At 57.5% G+C, this 23435-nt stretch carries 20 protein-coding genes; 5 read left to right on the forward strand and 15 right to left on the reverse strand.

Features of this window, described 5'->3' with window-relative positions; translation table 11 throughout:
* The gene (locus AC1RM7_RS04205; protein ID WP_192824449.1) at nucleotides 1-678 is read left to right on the forward strand and encodes a glutathione S-transferase family protein; all 678 of its coding nucleotides are present in this window, start codon (nucleotides 1-3) and stop codon (nucleotides 676-678) included.
* Between the two features lie 44 nt (nucleotides 679-722).
* Here the strand turns inward: AC1RM7_RS04205 and AC1RM7_RS04210 are convergent, their stop codons facing one another.
* Nucleotides 723-1922, reverse strand: a complete 1200-nt coding sequence (locus AC1RM7_RS04210) for a CaiB/BaiF CoA transferase family protein (RefSeq protein WP_006020824.1) — start codon at nucleotides 1920-1922, stop codon at nucleotides 723-725.
* A gap of 85 nt (nucleotides 1923-2007) precedes the next feature.
* Complete coding sequence (locus tag AC1RM7_RS04215) at nucleotides 2008-2646, reverse strand: 2-hydroxychromene-2-carboxylate isomerase (protein WP_006020825.1); 639 nt, start codon at nucleotides 2644-2646, stop codon at nucleotides 2008-2010.
* 243 nt (nucleotides 2647-2889) lie between these two features.
* Here AC1RM7_RS04215 and AC1RM7_RS04220 point away from each other — a divergent pair, with 243 nt between their 5' ends.
* Nucleotides 2890-3414: a winged helix-turn-helix transcriptional regulator gene (locus tag AC1RM7_RS04220; RefSeq protein WP_024921778.1), complete on the forward strand. Its 525-nt coding sequence runs from the start codon at nucleotides 2890-2892 to the stop codon at nucleotides 3412-3414.
* Between the two features lie 74 nt (nucleotides 3415-3488).
* On the opposite strand, the gene AC1RM7_RS04225 is transcribed toward AC1RM7_RS04220, so the two are convergent.
* From AC1RM7_RS04225 to AC1RM7_RS04240, 4 genes are all read right to left on the reverse strand, one after another.
* Nucleotides 3489-5108 (reverse strand): long-chain-fatty-acid--CoA ligase, encoded by a 1620-nt coding sequence (locus AC1RM7_RS04225; RefSeq protein ID WP_034460191.1) that lies wholly within the window; start codon nucleotides 5106-5108, stop codon nucleotides 3489-3491.
* 100 nt (nucleotides 5109-5208) lie between these two features.
* Nucleotides 5209-6408 (reverse strand): ABC transporter substrate-binding protein, encoded by a 1200-nt coding sequence (locus tag AC1RM7_RS04230; RefSeq protein WP_024921776.1) that lies wholly within the window; start codon nucleotides 6406-6408, stop codon nucleotides 5209-5211.
* A 304-nt stretch (nucleotides 6409-6712) separates the two neighbouring features.
* Nucleotides 6713-8134: an ArnT family glycosyltransferase gene (locus tag AC1RM7_RS04235; protein ID WP_034460194.1), complete on the reverse strand. Its 1422-nt coding sequence runs from the start codon at nucleotides 8132-8134 to the stop codon at nucleotides 6713-6715.
* A gap of 1 nt (nucleotide 8135) precedes the next feature.
* Nucleotides 8136-9644: a glycosyltransferase family 39 protein gene (locus AC1RM7_RS04240; protein WP_024921774.1), complete on the reverse strand. Its 1509-nt coding sequence runs from the start codon at nucleotides 9642-9644 to the stop codon at nucleotides 8136-8138.
* A gap of 196 nt (nucleotides 9645-9840) precedes the next feature.
* Here AC1RM7_RS04240 and AC1RM7_RS04245 point away from each other — a divergent pair, with 196 nt between their 5' ends.
* Complete coding sequence (locus AC1RM7_RS04245; protein WP_492838559.1) at nucleotides 9841-11331, forward strand: glycosyltransferase family 39 protein; 1491 nt, start codon at nucleotides 9841-9843, stop codon at nucleotides 11329-11331.
* Between the two features lie 10 nt (nucleotides 11332-11341).
* Here AC1RM7_RS04245 and AC1RM7_RS04250 read toward each other — a convergent pair whose 3' ends face one another.
* Both AC1RM7_RS04250 and AC1RM7_RS04255 read right to left on the reverse strand, forming a co-directional pair.
* Nucleotides 11342-12511, reverse strand: coding sequence for a glycosyltransferase family 4 protein (locus AC1RM7_RS04250; RefSeq protein ID WP_024920756.1), 1170 nt, complete (start codon nucleotides 12509-12511; stop codon nucleotides 11342-11344).
* Nucleotides 12512-12645: 134 nt separating this feature from the next.
* Nucleotides 12646-14136: a glycosyltransferase family 4 protein gene (locus AC1RM7_RS04255; protein ID WP_024920755.1), complete on the reverse strand. Its 1491-nt coding sequence runs from the start codon at nucleotides 14134-14136 to the stop codon at nucleotides 12646-12648.
* A gap of 156 nt (nucleotides 14137-14292) precedes the next feature.
* Between AC1RM7_RS04255 and AC1RM7_RS04260 the strand changes: the two genes are divergently transcribed.
* Complete coding sequence (locus AC1RM7_RS04260) at nucleotides 14293-15045, forward strand: FkbM family methyltransferase (RefSeq protein WP_492838562.1); 753 nt, start codon at nucleotides 14293-14295, stop codon at nucleotides 15043-15045.
* 13 nt (nucleotides 15046-15058) lie between these two features.
* Here the strand turns inward: AC1RM7_RS04260 and AC1RM7_RS04265 are convergent, their stop codons facing one another.
* From AC1RM7_RS04265 to lptF, 6 genes are all read right to left on the reverse strand, one after another.
* Nucleotides 15059-15838, reverse strand: a complete 780-nt coding sequence (locus AC1RM7_RS04265) for an ABC transporter ATP-binding protein (protein WP_492838564.1) — start codon at nucleotides 15836-15838, stop codon at nucleotides 15059-15061.
* Between the two features lie 4 nt (nucleotides 15839-15842).
* Nucleotides 15843-16616, reverse strand: coding sequence for an ABC transporter permease (locus tag AC1RM7_RS04270; RefSeq protein WP_492838566.1), 774 nt, complete (start codon nucleotides 16614-16616; stop codon nucleotides 15843-15845).
* A 74-nt stretch (nucleotides 16617-16690) separates the two neighbouring features.
* Nucleotides 16691-17827 (reverse strand): glycosyltransferase, encoded by a 1137-nt coding sequence (locus AC1RM7_RS04275; protein ID WP_492943876.1) that lies wholly within the window; start codon nucleotides 17825-17827, stop codon nucleotides 16691-16693.
* Nucleotides 17821-18864, reverse strand: coding sequence for a GDP-mannose 4,6-dehydratase (locus tag AC1RM7_RS04280; protein WP_492838570.1), 1044 nt, complete (start codon nucleotides 18862-18864; stop codon nucleotides 17821-17823). The genes AC1RM7_RS04275 and AC1RM7_RS04280 overlap by 7 nt, the downstream gene beginning before the upstream one ends.
* Before the next feature lie 107 nt (nucleotides 18865-18971).
* Nucleotides 18972-20060 carry a GDP-mannose 4,6-dehydratase gene (gene gmd / locus AC1RM7_RS04285; RefSeq protein WP_006020839.1) on the reverse strand — a complete coding sequence of 363 codons (1089 nt, stop codon included), beginning with the start codon at nucleotides 20058-20060 and terminating at the stop codon, nucleotides 18972-18974.
* A gap of 84 nt (nucleotides 20061-20144) precedes the next feature.
* Nucleotides 20145-21299, reverse strand: coding sequence for an LPS export ABC transporter permease LptF (gene lptF / locus AC1RM7_RS04290; protein ID WP_006020840.1), 1155 nt, complete (start codon nucleotides 21297-21299; stop codon nucleotides 20145-20147).
* 143 nt (nucleotides 21300-21442) lie between these two features.
* Between lptF and AC1RM7_RS04295 the strand changes: the two genes are divergently transcribed.
* Nucleotides 21443-22705 carry an O-antigen ligase family protein gene (locus tag AC1RM7_RS04295; RefSeq protein ID WP_244434536.1) on the forward strand — a complete coding sequence of 421 codons (1263 nt, stop codon included), beginning with the start codon at nucleotides 21443-21445 and terminating at the stop codon, nucleotides 22703-22705.
* Between the two features lie 35 nt (nucleotides 22706-22740).
* Here the strand turns inward: AC1RM7_RS04295 and AC1RM7_RS04300 are convergent, their stop codons facing one another.
* On the reverse strand, nucleotides 22741-23238 hold the full coding sequence (locus AC1RM7_RS04300) for a hypothetical protein (protein ID WP_024918810.1): 498 nt from the start codon (nucleotides 23236-23238) through the stop codon (nucleotides 22741-22743).
* Nucleotides 23239-23435: the final 197 nt, after the last annotated feature.

Below are 23435 nucleotides of genomic sequence, written 5' to 3' on the forward strand. Positions count from 1 at the left end.
ATGGTGATCGCTCCGAACCTCACCCTGTGGGGCGTCGGAACCAGCCGAACCGTTCGGCCGCACTGGGCGCTGGCAGAACTGGGGCTGAAGTACGAGACCTACGCCATCGGTCCCCGCACCGGCGAAACCAAGACGGCGGAATACACAAAACTCAACCCGCGCCAGAAAATCCCCCTGCTCCAGGACGGCGATTTCTCAATCGGCGAAAGCGCTGCCATCGTCGCTTATCTTTCAAGAACCTATGGCAGTCCGGACAAGGCGTTAATTCCCGACGACAAGCAGGCCTATGCCAAATGGCTGGAATGGTGCTTCTTCATCGTCACCGAGCTGGATTCCACCAGCCTGTATGTGATGCGACGTCACAGCGCGAATGCACTGGGGCCGATTTACGGGGTCGCCCCCGACGTCGTCGCCAAGGCCGGAGAGTACTTTCGCGAACAGTTGCGTCATGTCGAAGTCGCGCTCGACGACGGACGGACGTTCTTGATGGGTGAGCAGTTCACCAGCGCAGACATTCTGCTGACGACCTGCCTCGAATGGGCGATCGCTTACGGCGTCGGCATCTGCGACAATGCCCATCCCTATCTCGCGCGCATCCAGCAACGGCCGGGCTACCAGCGCGGCAACGCCGCGAATGTTCCGCCCGCTCCCGGCGAACCGGTCAAACGACCAGCTTGATCTCACATGAATCATAAGGCCGACATCCCGTCGGCCTTATTTGTTCAGCCGACGGCCCTGACGGCCTTGCCGGCGATCATTGTGTCGATGGCGCTGTCGCTGTAGCCGAGTTCCCGCAGCACGGCGCGGGAGTGCTCGCCGACACGCGGCGCCGGACCGCCGATCTCAGCCTTGTTGACCTCGAAGATCGCTGCGGGCTTCGGCTGCCGCACCCGGCCCACCGTCGGCTGGTCGAACTCCTCGATCAGACCGCGCGCCACCACCTGATCGTTGCCGATGATCTCATTGCGCCGCAGGATCGGCGCACACGGCACATCGGCGGCATCCAGACGCTCCAGCCATTCGGCCGTGGTGCGCTGGCTGATGTACTCCTGCATCTTGTTGATGCGCGCCGTGGCATTGATGAAGCGTGCGCTCGGCGTCGCGAACCGCTCGTCCTTCGCAAGCTCCGGATCGCCCGAGGCCTTGCAGAAGCCCTGCCATTCGGAATCGGAGATGGTGCCGGCGGTGATGTAACCATCGAGCGTCTGGAACACGAGGTCCGGCCGGTCGTTGGGGTCAGCCGCGGCCGCCTCGGAGCCGACCACGGTGTACTGCATCATGCCTTCCGGCCATAGATACGAGATCATGGTGTCGAGCATCGCGACCTGGATGTGGTCGCCCTTGCCGGTCTTCTCGCGTGCATACAGCGCCGACGACACCGCCTGCGCGGTGAACACCGACGTGGTCTTGTCGCAGACGATGGTGCGGATCATCTGCGGCCGGTTGGTCACCGGCTGCGACTGGATGTCGGCAAAGCCGGACAAGGCCTGGACAATCGGATCATAGACCCGCTTCTTGACATAAGGCCCGCTGTCGCCGACCCCGCTGATGGAAACGTAGATCAGGCGCGGGTACTTCTCGCGCAGTTCCTTCTGCCCGAGGCCGAGGCGTTCCATCGTGCCGGGGCGGAAGTTCTGCACCAGCACGTCCGCCTGCGATGCCAGCTTGGCCAGCACCTCGCGTCCCGCGTCGCTCTTCATATCGATCGACAGCGAACGCTTGCCGCGGTTGCACGACACAAACAGCGCGGAGAACTCTCCGGCCGCATCGATCAGGGTGCGGCTGCGCCGCGTGCCATCGCCGCCGATCGGCTCGATCTTCAGCACGTCCGCGCCCTGATCCGCCAGGAACATCGTCGCGTAAGGACCCGACACCACCGCCGTCAAATCCAGAACGCGAACTCCACTCAAAGGACCAGGCATCTGCTTCTTCCCTGATTTCGTTGGCGCGACAGCCTGCCGGCCTTACCGCTGGATCTGAACAGTTATTTGAGACCTTCAGCCGCGATCAGGCGGATTTGGCCTTCGCCCCGCCGAGTTGCTCGACTATGGACTCTTCGACATCCCGAAGCTGGTCCTTGCCGAAGAACATTTCCTTGCCGACGAAGAAGGTCGGTGAGCCGAACGCGCCGCGGTTCACTGCATCGGTCGTGACCTCGATCAGCCTCTTCTTCACGTCGTCCTGCTGCGCGCGTGCATAGAGCCGGTCGATATCGATACCGGAAGACAGAAATGCGTTCCGGAACACTTCCGGATCGTCCATTTTCTTCGGCTCTTCCCACATGTGATGATAGGCAGCGCGGAAATAGGGTTCGAACATGTTTTCGAACTGCGCCGCAGTGCCGACCCGCATCAGCGTCAATGTATTGACCGGAAAAAACGGATTCTGCTTGAACTTCGTGATGCCGTACTTTTTGAGGAAACGCTGCGTTTCCAGCGCCTGGTATTCCGGCTTGTTCCTGATGCCGCGAAGCGAGTCTGACGGCGACATGTTGTTGGTCGCCTTGTAGATACCCCCCAGAAGCACCGGGACGTATTCAAATTTGACGCCGGTGCGCTTCTCGATGCCCGGAATCGCGTATTCTGCCAGATAGGCATTGGGGCTACCGAAATCGAACTGAAACTCGACCTTCAAGGGACTGGCCACAGCGCTTCTCCTCCTCTGTCACACGTCGACCGACGTGGCTTTTTCTCTGCATTCGCCCTTGCCCGGAGCGTCGACCCATTCATAGAGTTCTAAAATTGAACTGTCAATTTCGATCAGGCCTCCCGTGCATATTTTACACCCGGGCCAGTCCAAAATAGGACTTTTGTCCAACTCAGTGCCTATTTAGAATGGTGCGCATGCAGGGTATAAACGATCAGCACTGCGTACGAACCGGAGACGACTATGAGATGGGATGAACTTGAAGAAGAGCCGTGTTCCATGGCCCGCACCATCGGGGTGATCGGCGACCGCTGGAGCCTCCTGATTCTGCGGGAATGCTTCCTGCGGACCCGCCGGTTCGAGGCTTTCCAGTCCGCCCTCGGGATCACCCGGCATCTCCTCGCCGAGCGCCTCAAGAAGCTGGTCCGTCTCGGCGTCCTGCGGCGCGTCGCCTATCAGGAATCGCCCAAGCGGCACGAATACATTCTGACCCAGAAGGGTCTCGACCTCTACCCGATCATGATGGCGATCGTTCATTGGGGCGATATCCACATGGTCGACGAGCGCGGCCGCCCGCTGCTTCACGAACATCAGAAGTGCGGCCACCAGTTCAACCCCGTCATGATCTGCTCGGAATGCCACGAGCCGTTGCTGGCGAAGGAAGTTCACGTCCACCCCGGACCGGGCGCGCGACCGAAGATCATTCCGCCGAAGCCGGCGAAGGTAGCCAAGGCAAAAGCATCACGCGCAAAGGCTCGTGCGGCTTGAACCTCGCCATCTGACAGACAGTCACGTCCACCCATAGAAACAAAGGCGCCAGATATTTTCTGGCGCCTTTGCCGTTAAGCACTCCTTTTTGAGGTGTAGTGGCCAGCGAAGCGCTGGCGCAGTTCCATCTTCTGCACCTTGCCTGTCGCGCCGTAGGTCAGCGCATCGACGAAAATGACATCGTCCGGCATCCACCACTTGGCGATCTTCCCTTCCAGAAATGCGATGATCGACTTTGCGGTCGCCGGTTCGGAGGCAGCCGGCACCACGATGAGCAGGGGACGCTCCTCCCATTGCGGATGAGGAATACCGATAACAGCCGCTTCGGCCACGCCGGGACAGCCGATCGCCAGATTTTCGACATCGATCGAGCTGATCCACTCGCCGCCGGATTTGATGACGTCCTTGGCACGATCGGTGAGCTGAATGTAATTGTCATCGTCCATTACGGCGAGGTCGCCGGTATTGAACCATCCGTCTTCCAGCAACGGCTTTTCTTCGCGGTAGTAACCGCTGAGAACCCAGGGACCGCGAACCATCAGGCGGCCGCTCGATTTGCCGTCTCGCGGCATCTCGTTTCCGTTTTCGTCGGCGATTTTCACATCGACGCCGAAAAGCGGCCGGCCCTGCATGGTTTTGCGGTGAAGCTGCTCCTGCGCGGACAATTTTGCGACCTTCCGCGACGGCTGCGGGGTGGTGCCGGTTGGGCTTGTTTCCGTCATTCCCCAGATGTGATTGACCGAAACGCCGAGACGCTCAAAGCCCTCCATCATGCTGGGTGCCGGAGCGGACCCCGCAACCGCGATCCGCTTCAATGTTCCGGCGCCACGCCCCCGCTCCGTAAAATGCTGGAGAAGTTTGGTGTAAAGCGTCGGGACACCGGCGGTCAGCGTAACGCCTTCGGTCTCGATCAATTCAGCGACGCTTGCGGCATCGAGCTTCGGTCCCGGCAATACCAGCTTGGCGCCCACCATCGGTGGTGCATAGGTGAAGCCCCACGCACCGTTGGCGTGAAACATCGGCGTCATCGGCAAAATGGTGTCTTGCGTTGTGAAGCCGAAGCTGTGTGCTCCGCATTCCGTGATAACATGCAACAGATCAGACCGATGGGAGTAAAGCACGCCCTTGGGGTTACCCGTGGTTCCCGAGGTATAGAACAGCGACGATGCCGATAGCTCGTCGAACTCCGGCCAGACAAAATTCTCGTCGCCGGTTTTGATGAAATCCTCGTAGCATTGCAGGTTTGGAATTGTCGTCGCTGCGGGCATCGACGCCCGATCCACCATCAGGACAAACAGCCTGACGGTCTTCAGCTCAGGTGCGAGCTTTTCCACCAGCGGCAGGAACGAACTCTCGAAGAACAGCACTTTATCTTCGGCGTGATTGGCAATGTAGATGATCTGCGCCGGGATCAGTCTTGGATTGATCGCATGCCACACCGCGCCCATGCCGGTCACGCCGTGCTCGAGCTCGAAATGGCGGTAGTTGTTCCAGGCCATGGTGGCGACCCGGTCGCTGTATTGAACGCCCCAGCGCTGCAATGCGCTGGCAAGCTGACGCGTGCGCCGCGCGGCATCGCGATAGGTGTAGCGGTGAATGGGCCCCTCGACCGTCCGCGACACGATTTCCGTGTTGGCATGAAAGCGGTCCGCATGCCGCAACAGCGACGATAACAGCAACGGCTGATTTTGCATTAAGCCCTTCACGGCCACTCTCCTTGAATTTCACGCAGCATGTCAGCGAAGAGGCCGGCACCTCCCCCGAAGAGTGCCGGCCTCCGCCTTCTCTCTCAGATTATTCTGACTTCGCGTCGAGCACGTCGCTGAACTGGTCCCAGTTCTCGCCCGTCCAGCGCTGCAAACGCATCTGGGTGAAGTCCTGATTGACTGTGGCGCTGGTGTTGATCAGAACACCCGGCAATGCCGTTGGAAGAGCAACATCCTTCAGGCTTTTCGCTTGTTTAAGGATGTTCTCGCGAGACAAATCGTTTCCGCACTGCTTGATGATCTGCTCGAGGATCATTCCCTGGGTGTAGCCGAAAATGTAGTTCGTATCGGAGATATCGACACCGGGCATGTACTTGTCGACGAACGCGCGATAGTCCTTCATCCCCTTGTCGTTGTCCCACTTCGAATCCGTCGGATCCTTGGTCATCGTTCCGGCGATCACGCCGATCGACTTGTCGAGGCCCGCGGGCTTGAGCGTGGCGCCGACCGAACTCGACGGATAATTCAGCAGCAAGGTCGGCTTCCATCCTATTTCCGAAGCCTTGCGGATGGCTTGCGCGGCAAACTTGGGCGTCCCCGCAACAAGCAGGGCTTCCGCGCCTGAACTCTTCAGATTGACGATCTGCGAATCCACGGTCGGATCGGCGATCTCATAGGCAGCGGTGACAACGCGCTTGTCGAACTCGTCCTTCATCAACGCCTTGAAGGCATTGACGTAGTCCTTTCCAAGATCATCGTTCTGATAGAGGATCGCGTATTTCTTGCCCGGCAGGGTTTTGTTCAAATACTTCGCGTAGATTTTTCCTTCGGTATCGAAGCTGACAAGACTCGTCGTGGTGATCGGAAAATCCGTCACGTTCGTGAACTTGTTCGAGCCGCTCACAATGCCGAGCGCGGGAACTTTCTTGCCAGTTAGATACTTTGCCGTTGCCGTGTTGCCAGGCGTGCCAAGCTGGCCAAACATGAAGGCGACTTCATCGCTCTCAACCAGCTTGCGGACATGTTCGACCGCCTTCGGAGGGCTATAAGCGTCATCATAAGCGATGTAATTGATTTTCCGGCCGTTGATGCCGCCGCGATCGTTGATCGACTGCACGTAAGCAAGCACGCCCCTGCCGACAAGACCGATCGACGATGCCGGCCCGCTAAATGGGAACACACCACCGACCTTGATTTCGGTCGCCGTAACACCGGGCATTTCGCTGGCGGAAGCAGACGCAGACAATGCCAGTAACAAGGCTGACGCGAGTTTCAATCTCTTGATCATCGTTTCTCCTCCCGTGTGAAAAACGCCTGCGCTTCCCCGCTCGGCCGGGGCAGGCTCGTTTCAAGTGCTGCCGTTTTCGGTCGCTATTATTGAGTAAGATGTTACAGTTCTTTTTTAGAACTAGTCAAGCACCGTCGCGTGCGGTGCGGAAAAGAAGTGCGCGATAAGAATTACTCTGAATATCGGCAATTTGAATTGCTGGATCAGGTTAGAGGCGTCCGGGCACGGGCTGGCAAGCCAACCCGCCCACACAATTCAATTTTTGAACTTTAAGATCAAAGTGGCTCGGCGGGCGCCTGCCGCCTCACCGTTTGTCGAGCCTTACGGCTGACAACCGGGAGCCGGAGTCGGTTTCCACAGCGACGCGCGTGCTGCGGTCAGGATTCAATTGCACCAACAGCGGCACTTGTTCGCGAGGCACGATCAGCCACGCAGGTGCAACAATCGAACCCAAGTCCGCTGGGTCGACGCAGCGGATCGGCCCTGCGCTCATGTAGAAGAGCTGGTTCGTCGCGAGGTCCGTGCAAAACGCGGGAGCTGGATTGGCGCGGATCGCGCGTTCGATACTCTGACCAGCGATCCTCGAACCACCAAACCTGTCGGCGAACAGGGGCATGACCAGATTCGCGAGGACAATCTGAATAGAGGTCAAACCGCATGCGATCGCCAAAGTGATACGCCGCAGCCACGCATGCTTTGTGCCTGCAATTGCATCCCACGCAAATCCGGCAAGCACCGCAATCGCGGGCACGCATGGCATGGCGTAGCGGCTGTTAGAGCCCGGCCAGAACACCACCGCGATGGTGCAAAGGCCGGCATAGAGCGCGAGTGGAAGCGCCACGGGCGGGATACTCCACTCAGTGACCCTTGCACGCCAGAGCAAGGGCGCTAACAGGATCGCCGGCATCGATTCCACAACGAGTCTCAGGAAGACGTCCGTATTTCGAAAGATATAGTCGGAGAAACTTGGGGCTGAACGCAGCCGCGCGTAGCTGATCCATGTCGCTTCATCGCCGGGCCGGTACACCGCTGCGGCCCAAGCAATCGTCACAGCGGCCGGGATCAGCAAACAAACCAACAGCCCGGGAACATCTCGCCATCGACGCGTTAGGACGAGATAGGCCGAAACACCGAGCGCAAAATAACCCACCGGCTGCGGTCCTTTCGCCATGGCAAGGACCGCGAGTAACAACCCGCATCCGATCCAGCGCTCCCAGCCGACGCGACCGGCCTCAACGCCATTCCACCAGACGATGAATGCGGCGAACGAAAACAGAGTCACAAGAGTATCCGGCTCGGCGATCGCGAGCTTCTGCAACAGCATCGGAGAAAACATGAGCAGCACCGCCGCAAGCAGCGATGCGTTCAGGCTCGCGTAGCGACGCGTCAGTGACTGAACCAGCAGCGCCGTCAGCACCACCGCGATCATCGCAGGCAACCGCGCGGAAAATTCGTTGATTTCGCCTGTGATTTTCGCAACTCCGGCGATTAGCCATGGCAGCAGCGACGGCTTCTCGTTCCAACGGACTCCATAGACCTCGGGCTGAAGCAGGTTGCCGTTCGACAGGATGTCCCGCGCGATCTCGGCATTCGTCCCTTCCTCCCAAATGAACGATCGCACCGACAGGTTCGGAAATGCAGCAATCGCCCATAGGCAAATAATCAAAAGCGGGACAGCTCCTCGCCTTGTCATCAGCGAGCGGAGTTGGGCGGCGACGGTTTGCATCTCAGCGGACCGTGCGGGGCGGAACAATGAGGCCGGTAATCCGCGCCGGGACGCCCGCCGAGCCCCACCACTGCGGCTGAACCACGAAATCGAAGCTGATGGCCCCTGGCGCGGCCGGCGCGACCTGATGCTTCAACCAGACCTGACAGGTTTCCTCGTCAGGAAGGCATATCGTCGCCCAGCCCTCCCGCAGCGCCGCCTCGGACGGCGTTTGCCAGACATACTGCTGGTTGAAAGGAATTGTGAAGGCTGGATGGTCCGGAGAGTAAAAGGCCAGCGCCATCGCCAGTTTGTCGCCGCTGACGGTCTTCAGCGGACTGGACGAGATCTCGCGCCAGCGCTTCATCACCTCGGCCGCCGCGAGGCTGTAGTAGTTTCGCCCCTCGCTGAACGGGTGCAGGTTGCGGTAATAGGCATGCGCAGGCGCCAGCAGAACCGCGATCACGGTCAGCGCAAGGACGCCCAAGGCCAGCCGCCGCGTCTCGGCCCGATCGATGGGAAATCGCGCAGCACAGACCGCGACGAGAACGAATACAAACAGCCCCGGCGAGGCCCAGACCGGGCTGAGCGAGCTTCCGAGGACCAGGCTTACCGCAGGCGGGGAAATGATCGCGCCGATTGCCACCAAAACCAGTAACAGCAGGCCTGAATCCAGCGGCTTGAACTCCCGGAGATACTTCCCCGCGCGTGTGCGGATCATGGCGGCCCAGACCAGCCCCGGCAGGGCCAGGGTGGCAGCGAGCCCCAACAGAAAGCTCAGGCCGGACAGGAAGGCGCGGCCTGCCGGGAGGCCGCCATGGGTCGCCAGCGCGTAGCCAAAAGGACTGATCCCGGAAGTGAACATCCAGTGGACGTGAGGGGCAAGCAGCAGCAGGCCCGCGCCCGCGGAGGTCCACGGGGCCAGCGACGTAAAATAGGCCCGGCGTGCCGGATGACAGATGGCGGCGAAGACGAACCCGAAGACCAGGAACGCAGAATAGTACTTTCCGAGGATCGCAAGAGCACCGGCCAGCCCGGCGGCCACGGCCCACCTCACCTGCCGGGTCTCGAACGACCGCAGGAAGCAATAGATCGCAAGCGGCCAGACCGCGAACAACACCGAGTTCGCGTTGAAGCGCTGGGCCTGAAATTGATAGATCGGCAGCAGCATGAGCAGCAGCAGAACAACCGCGCGCTTGTCGCCTTTCGCGAAGCGGCGGGTCGTAAGGTCGATGATCCAGAGCGCCACGGCCGAATTGGTCATCGCCAGAAGGTGAAACGACCAGTCACGAACCGGAAAAACCACCGTCCATGCGTGGGTCACCCAGCCCATCAAGGGCGGATGCTTGGCGCCGCCCCAATCCAGCGTCCGCCCGATGACCCAGGCTTCGATCACGTCCGGATGCAGATCGGCGTTCAGGTAGGCAATGCCCAGAAACGCCGTCCATAAAAGTACAAACAGCGCGAGGAGAGCCGGAATCCCCCAGCCTTCCTCCACACCCTCGAGCCACGTATCGAGAAACGAGGCCATCGCGGCGTCATCTCACCTGCTGCGGCGGCGTTCAGCCGCGATCCCTAGGCGTATCGGACGATCCCCGTGAGGGTCAATACGCGCAGGACTCCCGCGCCCGCCCCCGCGCTCGCGGGGCCCGACACGCGACCTCGATTGCTATATTTATCTCTGCGAAGACACGCGAATCTACAAGGCATCGAGGCACATCAACGTCATGCCCAGTGAGCATCGTTCAGGCCTGAGGCGCGGTCCTGCGCTTGCCGTTCTTGGGCTTGCGCTTCTGTTGCCGGTGCTGCTCGCCGTCGTCGTCTTTCCGACCGCGATGTACGATACCCGTGAGTTGATCGCCTGGGGCCGGGAGTTTCCAATCGTCACCCCATTCCATCCCCCGATGATGGTCTGGATCGGCGGGATCGTCGACAGCCTGTTCGGAACATCCGCCGCGGTCACTATCCTGACCGGACAACTGCTGATCGCGATCGGATTGGTTTACTTCTATCGCACGCTTCTGCTGGCCACGACTCGCGACAACGCCCTGCTCTTTACCTTTCTGTACGGTACATCGTCGTACACGATCTTCGCGCCTCTCTCCTTTGCGCTCAACGCCGATATCCTCCAGCTCACATCCTGGCCTGCGGTCATCTTTCATTTTCTTCGCGCGGTCCAATCCGATCGCATGCGTGACTGGATCGCGTTCGGCTTCTGGTCGGCCGTGGCCTTGCTGACAAAGTACAATGCGGTGGTGCTGTTCTTCGGAATGGCAAGCGCGATTCTTCTTTTGCCATCCTGCCGTCAGGTGCTGAAACGTCCCGGTTTCTACGTCGCGATCGCCACAGGTATGGCGCTGATCCTTCCTCACGTCGTAGCCGTTCTGAGACATAGCGCGGCTTTCGAATATGGCCTCGACCATTTCGACTTTCAGAATCCGCTCTCGCAACGCCTGGCCGGCGTCGCCGAGCTTCTGGCGGGTTATCTGACCTTCGCACTTCCGGGTTATGTAATCTTTGCTATCAGCCTCTGGAAGGGTTTCCTGAAAATCCGCGTTCCGGCGTCTGACCCGCTACCGGTGTCCCGCTTTCTGCTCCTTACGGCTGCGTCTGCACACATCGCCCTCATGGTGCTGGTGATGATCGCCGGACTCAACTTTCTGGCGCGATTTGCTGCGCCCTACATCATGCTGGCCTTCCTCGCCGTCGCACCTTTTATGAACTGGAGCGAATGTTGCAAAAGCTGGGTGGAGCACACAGTGGTGCCTTCCATAGCAGGACTCTATCTCGTCGCCGGCATCGGCGTTGCCATAGTCTTTACGGCATTCGCAAGCCATAGCGCGATGCAGGAGCCCACCGCAGAAGCAGCGCGGCTGATCCTCAGGGATTGGGATAGTAAATATAGCTGCGGACCCGCCTACTTCATTGGCGGCCGGCAAGCCACTTACGGCGTCGGGATCGAGGCCGGGCGCGACGTGACCAGCCTCGCCTATCGGGAAATCGCCGGAGCGACCTGGTACAATGACGACAAGCTCCGCCGGGGCGGCGCCGTCGTGATGGATACCGATCCCGAGTTCAAAGAGCGAATGGCAAGATTCCTGCCTGGAAAGGCCTACTCGGCCGAGAGCAAAGTCTCGATTCCGCTCAAACGAACATGGACTGGAAAGCAGTTCGTGTTTTCATACCGCTTCATTCCACCCCAGGGCTGTTCGCGCTGATCGAGTAGCATCAGTTCACAATACGCCGATAGGCATCGATGACCAAGCTGGCGCTCCGCCGCCAGTCAAACTCGTGTGCGCGAGCGATCCGTGCGGCCCGGCCCGTGGGATCTGTATGATCGGTCGTGTTGATCGAAGCCTTGAGCAAGTCAGTCCAGCCGTCCACATCGAGGGCTCCAACTCGCTGACCTATGCTTCCGGAAATTTCATCCATCGCCGTATCCGCGCTATGCGCCACGGGCGTCCCACATGCCAGTCCCTCGACAACCGGCATTCCGAACCCCTCATAGAGCGATGGCGCCAACAGCAACCGCGCACCCTCGTAGAGATTTCGCAGTTGCGGATCGGTCATGTCATGAACAAATCGAACCGATCCATTCCTGACCATTGCCTCTGTCGGCTCGGGCAGATCGAGTTTGCCCCAGCCTCTTCCACCCGCCAGCACGAGCGGGCATCGCGCCCGCTCGCGCGACGTCAATTGCGAATAGGCCTGGATCACAGTTCGAATGTTTTTACGCGGCTCATGAGTCCCCACGACGAGGAAGAACTCCCCGTATGTCAGACCGAGCAAGTCGAGCCCCGGCTGCGTTCTCTCTTCACCGAGCGGTGCAAATAGCGGCGCCGCGGCCGGCGGCGCAACGAGTATCTGCGCGAGGGGATAGGCGAACAGCTCAGCAATTTCCCGCCTGCTGAAGTTCGAGATGGTTTGCACCAGGGGCGCGCGTTCGATCGTCTGCCGCAGCGGTTCAAGCCATTTGACACGATCGGCCGGATGAAATTCCGGATGCCGAAACGTCGAGAGGTCATAGATCACGGGAAGTATCGGCACCCCCGGATCGGTCAGCGGGCGAAAGTTGAACGCATGAAACAAGTCAAGGGATTGCTTTTGCACCGACCAGGCAAATCTGCCCTTGCGTATTTCGCGATAAACTGCGGCAGCTTTGCGTGAACCTGGCAATCCCGCGACGTCGTCAAGCAGACGCCTCCTCACACGGGTCAGTGAACTTGCGCTTGATGTCTCGGCATCATCGCGCTTGCGTTCGGAGAACGCTATTTTTTCCGCTTCAGCAAGGTCAAATCTGCGCCAGTCCAAATCTCGAAATCCCGCAAAACGCAGGTTCGGCTCGAGCTCAAGTACGCTACGAACGATGTTGAATGTGTAGTTCGCGACGCCCGTCATCGAGCGATTCAGAATACTGGATTCGAATCCTACAAGCATCTGCGCGACAGAACTTTCTTGATGACTGAGCATCTACTCAGACGACGAATGTCTAGTGGCAACAAACCCGTCGAACTCTGATACATGGCGAGACACTATCCGACGGCCGCCTGCCGATCCAAGCCACCGATCCGATCCACAATCTCAGAAATATGCGCCGCCGTCATGGCCCATGTATGAGGCACGTAGTTCGTCCGTATCCGTTCCTCGCACTGCCTGACGTAGTCCGGATCTGTCACGGCCCTGTAAACGAGCTTGTAACAGCCGGCAAAATCGAGGGGATCAAAGTAGTCGACAAGATCTCCACCCGCCTCCGGCAGCGACGTTCTGTTGCCGGCAATGCAATATCGTCCGAGAGACAGGCTTTCCGAAATAGGAAGCCCCCAGCCCTCATAGATAGAAGGGTAGATAGTGAAGGCGCAATGCCGATAGTACCACGCAAGTTCTTCATCGGCGACGTCGTGTAGATGGACGATGAGTCTGTTGACTAGCCGATCGTTACGGATCTGATGCAAGAAGTCGGACACATGCAGATGGATTGTGCCGACCAGCACAAGTTGAGGACAATCCGGTCCAAGCTCTTCAGTCAGGCGACGCCAGACTTGATACAGCAAACTATGGTTTTTTCTTACATCTATGGTCGCGACGCAAATCACGAACTTCCGCTCTGGAACGTAGCGCGGCAGGGGCAAGGAGGCACTCGCCGTAGCTGGTGTTACGAACTTCGGATTATCTCCAAGATGAATGACTTCAACAGGCCGAACGGGAAGTTTATCGGCCGCGATGAATTTGGAAATTTCCTCCTTTTGAAACTTCGATATGGTGAGGACCACGTCCGCATTCTGAATCTGCTGACGAACCCAAAGCGTTATCATTTGAGAATGGCCCGGCAACACCCACTGCGGGAAAAGTGTCGGGATCAGATCGTAAAGCATGTTGATACACTTTGCCCCGCTCGCACGACTATTCGCCGCTATGACGTCGCCATAGTGCGGGAATCCCCATGTAGCTGACAGCGAGAGGCAAACATCGCCCGGCTGAAACAGGATCGTTTTCGGGGGAACCTCTCCTAGCGCAGCCGGCACCATCGATGCCGTTGATCGCTCCCTGCCGAGAACATTTCTCCAAATCAGATCTAAAAGTCTTCGGGTGCTCCGCCGGAAGTCTTTGACAATCTCAACTGCTTCGGGACCGGCCCATCGGCCTTTCTGACGCTGGATGCCTGACCTCAGGCGTCGCACAGCCGGCCTCAGAAACCAAAGCCTGGGTTTCAGATACTGCTTCACCCGAGCAAGACCTCCGCGCATGCTAAGCGAGGGTATGGCTGCAGGGGCCGCAGGCTCCGCCAGATTGCCAGATACCCTGCCAGCCTCGGTTCGGGCGCCAATATAGCGACGAACAACGGCTGGAAGCGCGTGAGCGTCTATTTTACGAAGGACTTTCGCGGCCGGATCGTACGCGAAGAGCTGAACATCTCCCCGCACCGCCATCAATTCCGATAATACGCTGGCAGATGTGCGCTGAATTCCAGTCAAATGACCCAGACCCCAATGATAGAGATCCGTCACGTCAATCCAAAGGGTCATCGAACGAACTCAAACATTTCTGGAAAATTCAATGCCAAATGATAGCATAGGGCCATTCATAACGTCCAACGAGGCCTAGCGACCAGTCCCGCCTTAGTCACGCCGGGCTGCGTCAGCAGGCCACCTCTCCAACCACGCCGGCAGCGAGGATGCGCGATGCCCGAACCGATGATCTCTTACGCCCAGAATGCCGAGGATGTGATCCTCAACCGGGCGTTTTCCAGGCAGCGGACTGGATTCTACATCGATGTCGGCGCATGGGATCCGGACTTCGATTCCGTGACGAAGCATTTCTATCTGAACGGCTGGCGAGGGATAAATATCGAACCAACGGATCTATATCATGCACGCTTGATGGAAAGGCGCCCTGCGGACATCAACCTGAAGGTTGCAGTTGGGCCCACAGGTGGAAGAGCTCAATTCCTGCAGCATGGGGACTCGGGACTTTCCGGTCTCGTCGATACCACTGAAAGACTGGCTTCATTCAATGCCATTTCAGATTTCGATACGAAGCAGATCGAAGTCGAAGTCATGCCGCTCTCGGAAATTACAAGCCGATACGCCGCGCCAACCGTTGATTTTCTCAAAATCGATGTTGAGGGGGGCGAGCGTGGCGTTATTGAGAGCGCCGAATGGCGTGCTTTCCGTCCACGCGTGGTAATCGTCGAATCTATAAAGCCTCTTACAAATGAACCATCATGGTTCAATTGGGAGGGATTGCTGTTCGACGCCGGCTACTGCTTCGCGCTGTTTGACGGTCTAAACCGGTACTACTATCGCGCAGAAGAACCGGCCCTGAGACTCGATTTGTCGACGCCTGCCAATGTCCTTGATGCCTACGTAACTGCATCTTTCAAAAGCCTTCAGGATCGGATCCACGAGTTGGAATCGAGACTGGTCAGGAGCTAGCGAGCTTGATCTCTTATTGCCTGGCGGCCAAATACGCGGCGATGACATCTTCCACCGACCCGAAAGCCTTAAGGCTTCCGCGATCCATCCAAAGCCCCTTGTTGCACCAGCGGCGGCACACTTCCAGATTGTGGGACGCCAGCACCAAAACGCTCGCCTTTTGAATGAAAGAATCAATGCGCGCCCGCGCCTTCGTCATGAAATGAGCATCTCCAGCGAGAATCCACTCATCCATCAGCAGGACTTCCGGCTCAAAACAGGTCGCGACCGCGAACGTCAACCGCAGAGTCATTCCGGAAGAATAAGTCCGCACCGGCATGTCGAGGTAATCGCCAAGCTCGGTAAAATCCAGAATCAAGGGTAACAGACGCTCGATTTCCCTTGACGAAAGGCCGAGCAACAAACCGCGCATCCGAATGTTGTCGTAGCCGCTCAAATCGCTGTCGATGCCAAGGCCGATATCAAACATCGGTGAAATTCGGCCACGGATCTGCACGGTCCCTGCAACAGGCTCGTAGATCCCCGCCATCACCCTCAAGAGGGTTGTTTTTCCTGCGCCGTTCGCTCCGATCAGAGCGAGCCGGTCCCCCCGATCGAGCGAAAATGAAATATCGCGCAATGCGTCGATCGTGATGCGATCGTTGGCATCGCGGGCAATACGGCCGGCCGAGCTCCGCGAAAGGATCGCCTTCTTCAGGGAGCGGGAGCCGCCATGATAAACTGGAAACGACACGCTCACATTATCAAGCCGAAGAACCGATTGCTCTGCGTCGACGCTATGTGACTGCACCATCCGTCTATACCCAATATGAAATGCGAGCGCGAAACCGGACAAAGAACAAAATCGCAAAAATGGCATTCAGCGTCGTGATCAAGGCAACCGCCAAATAATTTCCCGCGGATGGTAATTGCCCCAGCAGTGGCGCACGCACGATTTCAACAAGATGAAAAAATGGATTGAACCTGATCAGGTCTTCATGTCCGCCAAGCAACTCAGGCTTCCACATGATCGGCGTAATGAAAAATACAATTTGAATGAAGCTCGCGACGATCTGCGGGATATCGCGGAAACGTGCGGACATCATGCCGAGATACATGCTCGTCAGTGCGCCGTTCACCGTCACCAGCAGAAAGCCGGGAATGGCATAAAGCGCGGCAATGCCCGGCCATATCTGGAAGTAAACAAGGATGCCGAAGTAGATTACAAAATTGTGCGCGAAGACAATGACCTTACTCCACATGAAGCGCAGCACGTAGACAGAGTATGGCAGGCGAATTTGCTTGATGTAGGATTCAGCACCTGTGAAAAGCGCGCCGGATTCCGACAAAATCGCGCTGATGTATCCCCAGACCAGCAGCCCAACACAGAGAAAGGGCATAAAGTCGCGCAGCTCAGCCTTGAAAATCTTTGAATAAACCAGACCGAGTGAGACCACCATGACGGCCATACTTGCCGTCAGCCAAAGCGGACCAAGCAACGAACGCCGGTAACGCTGCAGAATATCGTTCCAGCCGAGCTTTCCCCAAAGCGCCCACAAAGAGAGGCCATCGACGGCATCCTGCAATGCCATCTCCGCCGGACCCCGCCTCTGCCCTGGCCGTGCCGTCAACACTCACCCACCCGCTCGGTATAGTCCGCCATTCCTCACCGGGCTGAACGGCGGCGTTGATAGACGTCCTTATAGACCTCCTGCATGCGCGAGAGGAACAGGGTCTGGCTGAATTCACTTCGAACGCGTTCTTTCGCCGCCTGCCCCAATTTGGCAGCAAAGTCAGGTTGGTCCAGCAAGCGACATAGGGCCTCAGCCAACGCAACCGGCTCACTTGGTGGAACGGTAAGCCCCTCCTTGCCGTCGCGCGCGACATACGGGACAGCCGTTGCAAGAGCCGTATTGACGATCGGCTTGCCTGCGGACATCGCCTCCAGTTGCACGAGCCCAAAAGCTTCGGCTTCCGTGACAGAAGGAAATGCAAGCACCTTGGCCGCGTGGATGTACTGTTTGACCTCGTGCGGCTGCAGCGCCCCCAGAAACTTCACACGACCAGCAACACCAAGCTCTTCAGCCAATCTGATAAGATCGGCCTTGAGCGCTCCCTCGCCGATAATGACGGCGTCAGCATCAACGTTCTGCATGGCGCGAAGAAAAATCTCGTGGCCTTTGTAACTCACAAGCCGGCCGACAGCGAGCACGAGTCTCGGATGTTTTTTTTGAATGCCGTCAGCAGCGAGTTGCTCTGCCTGATCCAGCTCGCCCCAATAGGCGTCGTCACACCCATAAGGTACGACAGCGCATTTCGCCTCAAATTCCTTGAGAAACGGAGAATTTTCGATGATGACGCGATTTGACACAATAATCTTGTCAGCTCGTTTAAGCGAATTCCGGATGAATGGCGCTAAAACCCTCATCAGCCATGGCCGGCCGACGACCTCCGCATGCCAATGCACAATCAGGATTGAATCCTTCGGCATCAGAAGAACCGCCAGATCCGTCAGCGGAAAGGGCGCGTGGTGAACGACGATGTCCGAGGATTTTACCCGTTCGAGGAACTTGAACGGATAAGTCGGCGCCAGCGGCGTCGACATAATCATTCCGACCGACGAAACCGCCTCGACGTTCACGCCCTGGAATTCGTAGTTGCATCCAATGCCGCGCTCACAGGCGACAAGGATCCTGGTCTCGAAGCCCTTCGGAAGCGCCGCCAGCATTGCTATGACCGACGGAATGCCGCCGTAGACACTGGGCAAATAAACTTTGTAAGCGTGAAGAATTCGCATCAGCATTCAGCGCTGTAGTAGTCACTGCCCGGATTCCGATTCAACGACATGCTATTCTTGATGAAAGCAATTTGCGCGTTCACCATCATCGAAACGAGTGATTTAAAGTCGACCTTTGGCCGCCAGTTCAATACGGTCTGGATCTTCGTCGCGTCGGCGCGCGTATAGCGGCTATCGATCTTTCGCATCAACCCGGCATCGAAAACGACGTGGTCGGTCCATTTCCGGCCGACCAGCCTGAAGGCCTGATTGCAAAAATCTTCTATCGAATGATCTTCGCCCGTGCCAATGACATAATCATCCGCGACGGAATGCCGAACGATCAACCGCATGGCTTCCACATAGTCACCAGCAAAACCGAAGTCTCTCCGCACGCTCAGATCGCCGAGGGCTATCTTTCCATGCTGCAGGATCGGCAGCCCCCGCTCATCGGCTTCTGACGTTTCGTTCAATCCGAGCGATACAGCGGCCGCAGCAAAAGCGATTTTTTGTGACACAAAGGAAAGCGGACGCCTTGGGCTTTCATGATTGAAAAGAATGCCGCACGAAACATGCAGGCCGTATTTCGCCCGATACGCACCTATGATGCGATGGGCATAGAGCTTCGCGGCGCCGTAAGGCGATTTTGGAACGCACAATGCTTGCTCGTTCTGAGCATGACCGGGGGCGTCGCCAAAAATTTCCGACGACGACGCCTGGAACAGGCGGCAGTCCGGCTTGTGCTTGAGCAGGAGCTCGCAAATATCCTGCGGGACCAGAGCATTGAGATCGGCTGTCACCCCGGGCGCATCCCAGCTCTGTATAGGGCGTGAAATAGCGGCGAGATTATAAATTTCGTCCGGCAGTATGTTGGAGATCAAGCCGCCGAGAAATTCGCGGTTCGTGAGGTCGCCAGCATGCCATTGCGCGCCATCCAGGTGCGCATTTGAATGCATCTCGCGGCGCGACTGAGCGTGCACAACACACCCATGCTGGCGTAGCAGGTTGATGAGGTAATAGCCGTCCTGCCCAGACGCCCCAGTAATTAAAACCTTAAGCTTCAATACCAGCCTCGATTCCAATCAATTATAGCCGCGCCGCCGCAATCAGCTAATAAAACTATCAACGAACCGCGGTCCACCGCAGTTCAGCGGCGCTCAAATTCTTGAAATCATTCGTTATAATTGAAATGCTTAAAACCATGCTGCTTCACGAGTTCGTCTCGTTGTGCAGTCTGCATATCCTCTCTCATCATCTCCGTGACCAGTTCAACGAACGATGTCGTCGGTGACCAGCCTAGCTTCTCGTATGCCTTTGTCGGGTCGCCCAAAAGCGTCTCTACTTCTGTGGGACGGAAGTAGCGCGGATCGACTTCGACGATACATCGTCCCGTGGAAACATCGTACCCTTTTTCGTCAACACCCTCACCTTCCCAGCGAATGGCGATGTCGACTTCCCTTGCGGCGACTTCCAGAAATTCGCGAACCGAATGCTGCTCCCCGGTCGCAATGACATAATCTTCAGCGACATCCTGTTGCAGCATCCGCCATTGCATCTCAACATAATCACGCGCGTGCCCCCAATCGCGCCGGGCATTCAGGTTGCCGAGATAAACCTTCTCCTGAAGACCGAGCTTGATGCGGGCCAATGCACGCGTGATTTTTCGCGTGACGAAGGTTTCTCCGCGAATTGGCGATTCATGATTGAAGAGAATCCCGTTGCAAGCAAACAGGCCATATGCCTCCCGATAGTTCACGGTAATCCAGTACGCGTACAACTTCGCAACCGCGTAAGGCGACCGGGGATAAAAGGGCGTCGTTTCCTTTTGAGGTACTTCCTGAACGAGTCCGTACAGTTCGGAAGTTGAGGCCTGATAAAATCGCGTCTTCTTCTCGAGTCCGAGAATGCGGATCGCTTCGAGAATTCGCAGCGGACCGAGCGCATCCGAGTTAGCCGTGTATTCAGGCTCCTCGAACGAGACCGCAACATGGCTCTGTGCGGCGAGATTGTAGATCTCATCCGGCTGGACTTCCTGCACGATCCGGATGAGGCTCGACGAATCCGTCAGATCGCCGTGATGAAGCGTGAGGTCATAACCCTTGTCATGCGGATCGTGATAAAGATGGTCAATGCGATCGGTGTTGAAAAGCGATGTCCGCCGTTTGATCCCGTGGACAGAATATCCTTTGGATAACAGTAGCTCCGCCAGGTATGCGCCGTCCTGGCCGGTGATCCCTGTAATAAGCGCAGTTTTTTTCATCTAGTTTGCAGACCTTCATTTTCGCCAAAGCGTCACTTGTAACATCATCCGCGGTTAAATCATCCGGATTTGGCTTCCGTAATGTTACTGCGGCTTGAGTGACACTCCACGGCTGAACAAATTATCAATACGTCGCAACAGGTTCGCCGGCGCATCGATAATCACACCCCGCATGATCATCCATAAACTTCCTGCGCTTACGATCGCCAGCAACAGGTATTGAGCGGGAATCGCGAACGGTTTGGACGTAGATGCCGTCGAAAGACCGAACCCAGCGATACGCACGACGAGTATGCCAACAATAAGAACCGCGATAGCGAAGTTACGATTTTGACGCGTGGTACGTGGTGCACCAAGGATGGCGAATGCCATCAAAATGAAGACAAAGGGATAGATCGGCGCAAAAATACGGTCGTGCAATTCGGCCCGGAATTCACCGGGGACGCGCTTAAAGATCGGATCGTCAGGCGGCGGCGACATCAGATCTCCGATCGACCTCTCGCGCGGACCGTAGGTGACGCTCTGAACGACATTCGAGAACTGCGACAGATCGAAAGCATAGCTATTGAATGCAACCAGCGCCGGATCCTTCTTGCCGGTTTCGAAGCGCTGGAGGTTTCCGTCCTGAAGGATCAGGAACGAGCCACGCTCGTTCTTCTGAACCGTGCCGCGATCCGCAAGAATATCGATGCGCTCTGCAGGATTGCGCTGATCGTCGATAAATATCCCGACGAGGAGTCCTCCCGGTTGCCGGCCCTGAATTCGGATTGTCAGCGGGCCGAGTTTCTGAAATTCACCGGGACGCAGAATGTTGGTGAGCACGTCAGCGCCGATTTCGGTCTGCCATCGCCGCAGAGCGCGCAAGCACTCCGGCGCAAAATAAATCGAGAGAAAGGCGACGAGCAGACTGACCACACAGGTCGCATACATAAACGGGCGGAGAAACCTGCCTGGCGAGAGCCCGGCCGCGTTCATCACGATGATTTCGGAATCAGTCGCGAGCCTGTTGAGTGTGTGCATCACCGCGATCAGCAAAGCGATCGGCGCGATGATCATCGCCAGCAGCGGAATGGCCAACCCCGTGACACCGAGAAAGACCAATATCGACTGGCCCTGCCCCGTCATTAAATCGATGCCGCGCAACGCCTGCGTGATCCAGATGACCCCCGTCAACGAGACGAGAATCAACAGGAACGCCACCAACGTCGTTCGCACGATATAGCCGTCGATTGCGCTCATCCAGCTTCCGGGTACAGTCCGATTCGAAAGCGGCCGCAGCCGCTCGATGGGGTTATCATCTTGACCTATATCGCATATTTTCCGCTGTCCGCATCTAAAAACAGCGCCGCCGAGGGCTAATGTACGCTGCAATAAAGCGAGAATTGGCCGATGTCTGGCTCGGCTTCTTCGTTTGGACCGGCCCCAATCGTTCAGCCGCACAGGCTGCACGGCAAAAAGGCACGGAAAACTTCGCAATTATTGCAGCCGCCGGATTGCCCTGGTCGACATCCCTTGCATCGTCCTGCGGGCTGGCCTTTCTGCTGGGCTTTCTCAGCACCGTAAGACCTGGTGCATTCGTTCAGTCATTGAAACACCCCGCGAGCTCGGCGGCATTGGCCCTGTGCCTTATTGCCGTGCTTGGCGTTTTTTGGGCGGACGGCATTTCCTGGGCTGAGAGGTTTCGCGGGCTGACGCCCATGGCGAAACTCTTGGGAATTCCGATCCTGATCTATTACTTCAGTCAATCCGATCGTGGCCGCTACGTCCTCTATGCGTTTGTCGCTTCCTGCGTCATTTTAATGATGTACTCCTGGGTTGTTCTGTACTGGCCGGGTCTTTCCATCCACTACAAGTCCGACCAGCCCGGCATCCCCGTGAAAAACTATATCGACCAGAGCCAGGGCTTCGCGTTTTGCGCGTTTGCGCTCGCTGCTATGGCCGTTGATGGCTTGCGGCGACATCGGCGGGCACTCGCAATTTCGGCTGCGATAATCGCTGCCGCGTTGCTGGCGAATCTTGCTTTCGTCAACGTCTCGCGGACCGCGCTGGTGTATTGTCCCGTCCTCGCGGTGTTTTTTGCCTACCGCTACCTTGGTCGCAGACATTTCTGGATCGCATGCATGGCCCTCGTTGTTACGATTGCCGGCCTCTGGACAATTTCTTCGAACCTGCAGCACAAAGTTTCCGCAGCATTCAGCGAATATCGCGCGGCTCAAAAGGAGGCAGGAACAACGTCTGTGGGGCAGCGGCTGGAGCTATGGAATAAGTCGATCGAACTCTTCAAGACGGCCCCCGTGATCGGCCACGGGACCGGATCCGCCAAACCCCTGTTGACCCGCGACATTCCAAAGCAGGCCGACTCACCCGCGAATACGAGCGGCAACCCTCACAATCAAACGCTGCTGTTTGCGATTCAGTGGGGACTGCTTGGCGTATTGGCGCTTTATGCAATGTGGGGAGTTCATCTGCTGACGTTTCGCGGCGAAGGCGTCGTCGCATGGATCGGCTTGGTGGCCGTTGTGCAGAACATCCTGAGCTCGCTCTTCAATTCGCATCTGAGCGATTTTTATCAGGGCTGGCTCTATGTCCTTGCCGTCGGGATTGCGGCGGGAACGATAACGAGAACAGCAGCCCCTCAACAGTGAGCTGCTGTTCTCGGCCCGAATCGTTCATGATCGATTTAAGTGCGCGTCAGCGTAATGTTGGCGCCCTTGAATTCCCCTCCGGTCGAGCGAATGACGACGGACTGAGAGTTGCCGCGCGTGGTCAAGAGGAGATCCGCAGAGAACGCACCGGCACTCACAACGACCTGAAAGCGTCCCCCGGATGTCGTCCCCTGCACATCGCCGCTGACGTTGCGGGTGGCCTCACTCCAGGTCCCGGTCAGCTTGCCGCCATCGGAGACGACATTGCTGGTGAGCTCGATCTTGTAGCTGTCGCTTGCGCAACGCAGTGTCTGCTGGAGAGCATTGCCATCGTTTCTGACCGCGTAGGTTGCCCGGCACCGGATGTTCTCCTTTGCCCCGCCTTCGAGGGAGATAGAGCCCTTCCCCGACCACACACCGGACATGCCAGCGAACGGCTGCGCCGACTGGGCCATCGACGCCGAAGAGAAAAACGGCAATCCCAAGACCGCAACCACGGCCAGCCGACGGCTGATTGATTCAAACAAAAACATTGTACCTCACACAGTGACAAATCCGCGCAATGCGGCGCAGAAATCCGGATCGCTAACCTCGTAGAAGCGAGAGGGTTCCAATAGTCCGCCACAAATAAGGATCAATTTTGATCGGCACGGAGCTGGGGTAAAAATCAACCGCTTGTGAAGCCGGATGCAACCGGCATATGCAAGCTTGTAGAACCGTATCGTGAGAT

The sequence above is a fragment of the Afipia sp. GW822-FHT03D08 genome (assembly GCF_058801645.1).

Bases quoted from the DNA above. Each gene is read 5' to 3' on its own strand.
- AC1RM7_RS04205 (WP_192824449.1), top strand. From the start codon at position 1: ATGGTGATCGCTCCGAACCTCACCCTGTGGGGCGTCGGAACCAGCCGA.
- AC1RM7_RS04275 (WP_492943876.1), bottom strand. From the start codon at position 17,827: ATGCTGATGCGAATTCTTCACGCTTACAAAGTTTATTTGCCCAGTGTC.
- AC1RM7_RS04260 (WP_492838562.1), top strand. From the start codon at position 14,293: ATGCCCGAACCGATGATCTCTTACGCCCAGAATGCCGAGGATGTGATC.
- AC1RM7_RS04210 (WP_006020824.1), bottom strand. From the start codon at position 1,922: ATGCCTGGTCCTTTGAGTGGAGTTCGCGTTCTGGATTTGACGGCGGTG.
- AC1RM7_RS04220 (WP_024921778.1), top strand. From the start codon at position 2,890: ATGAGATGGGATGAACTTGAAGAAGAGCCGTGTTCCATGGCCCGCACC.
- gmd (WP_006020839.1), bottom strand. From the start codon at position 20,060: ATGAAAAAAACTGCGCTTATTACAGGGATCACCGGCCAGGACGGCGCA.
- AC1RM7_RS04230 (WP_024921776.1), bottom strand. From the start codon at position 6,408: ATGATCAAGAGATTGAAACTCGCGTCAGCCTTGTTACTGGCATTGTCT.
- AC1RM7_RS04265 (WP_492838564.1), bottom strand. From the start codon at position 15,838: ATGGTGCAGTCACATAGCGTCGACGCAGAGCAATCGGTTCTTCGGCTT.
- AC1RM7_RS04245 (WP_492838559.1), top strand. From the start codon at position 9,841: ATGCCCAGTGAGCATCGTTCAGGCCTGAGGCGCGGTCCTGCGCTTGCC.
- AC1RM7_RS04255 (WP_024920755.1), bottom strand. From the start codon at position 14,136: ATGACCCTTTGGATTGACGTGACGGATCTCTATCATTGGGGTCTGGGT.
- AC1RM7_RS04270 (WP_492838566.1), bottom strand. From the start codon at position 16,616: ATGGCATTGCAGGATGCCGTCGATGGCCTCTCTTTGTGGGCGCTTTGG.
- AC1RM7_RS04225 (WP_034460191.1), bottom strand. From the start codon at position 5,108: ATGCAAAATCAGCCGTTGCTGTTATCGTCGCTGTTGCGGCATGCGGAC.
- AC1RM7_RS04250 (WP_024920756.1), bottom strand. From the start codon at position 12,511: ATGACGGGCGTCGCGAACTACACATTCAACATCGTTCGTAGCGTACTT.
- AC1RM7_RS04235 (WP_034460194.1), bottom strand. From the start codon at position 8,134: ATGCAAACCGTCGCCGCCCAACTCCGCTCGCTGATGACAAGGCGAGGA.
- AC1RM7_RS04240 (WP_024921774.1), bottom strand. From the start codon at position 9,644: ATGGCCTCGTTTCTCGATACGTGGCTCGAGGGTGTGGAGGAAGGCTGG.
- lptF (WP_006020840.1), bottom strand. From the start codon at position 21,299: ATGAGCGCAATCGACGGCTATATCGTGCGAACGACGTTGGTGGCGTTC.
- AC1RM7_RS04300 (WP_024918810.1), bottom strand. From the start codon at position 23,238: ATGTTTTTGTTTGAATCAATCAGCCGTCGGCTGGCCGTGGTTGCGGTC.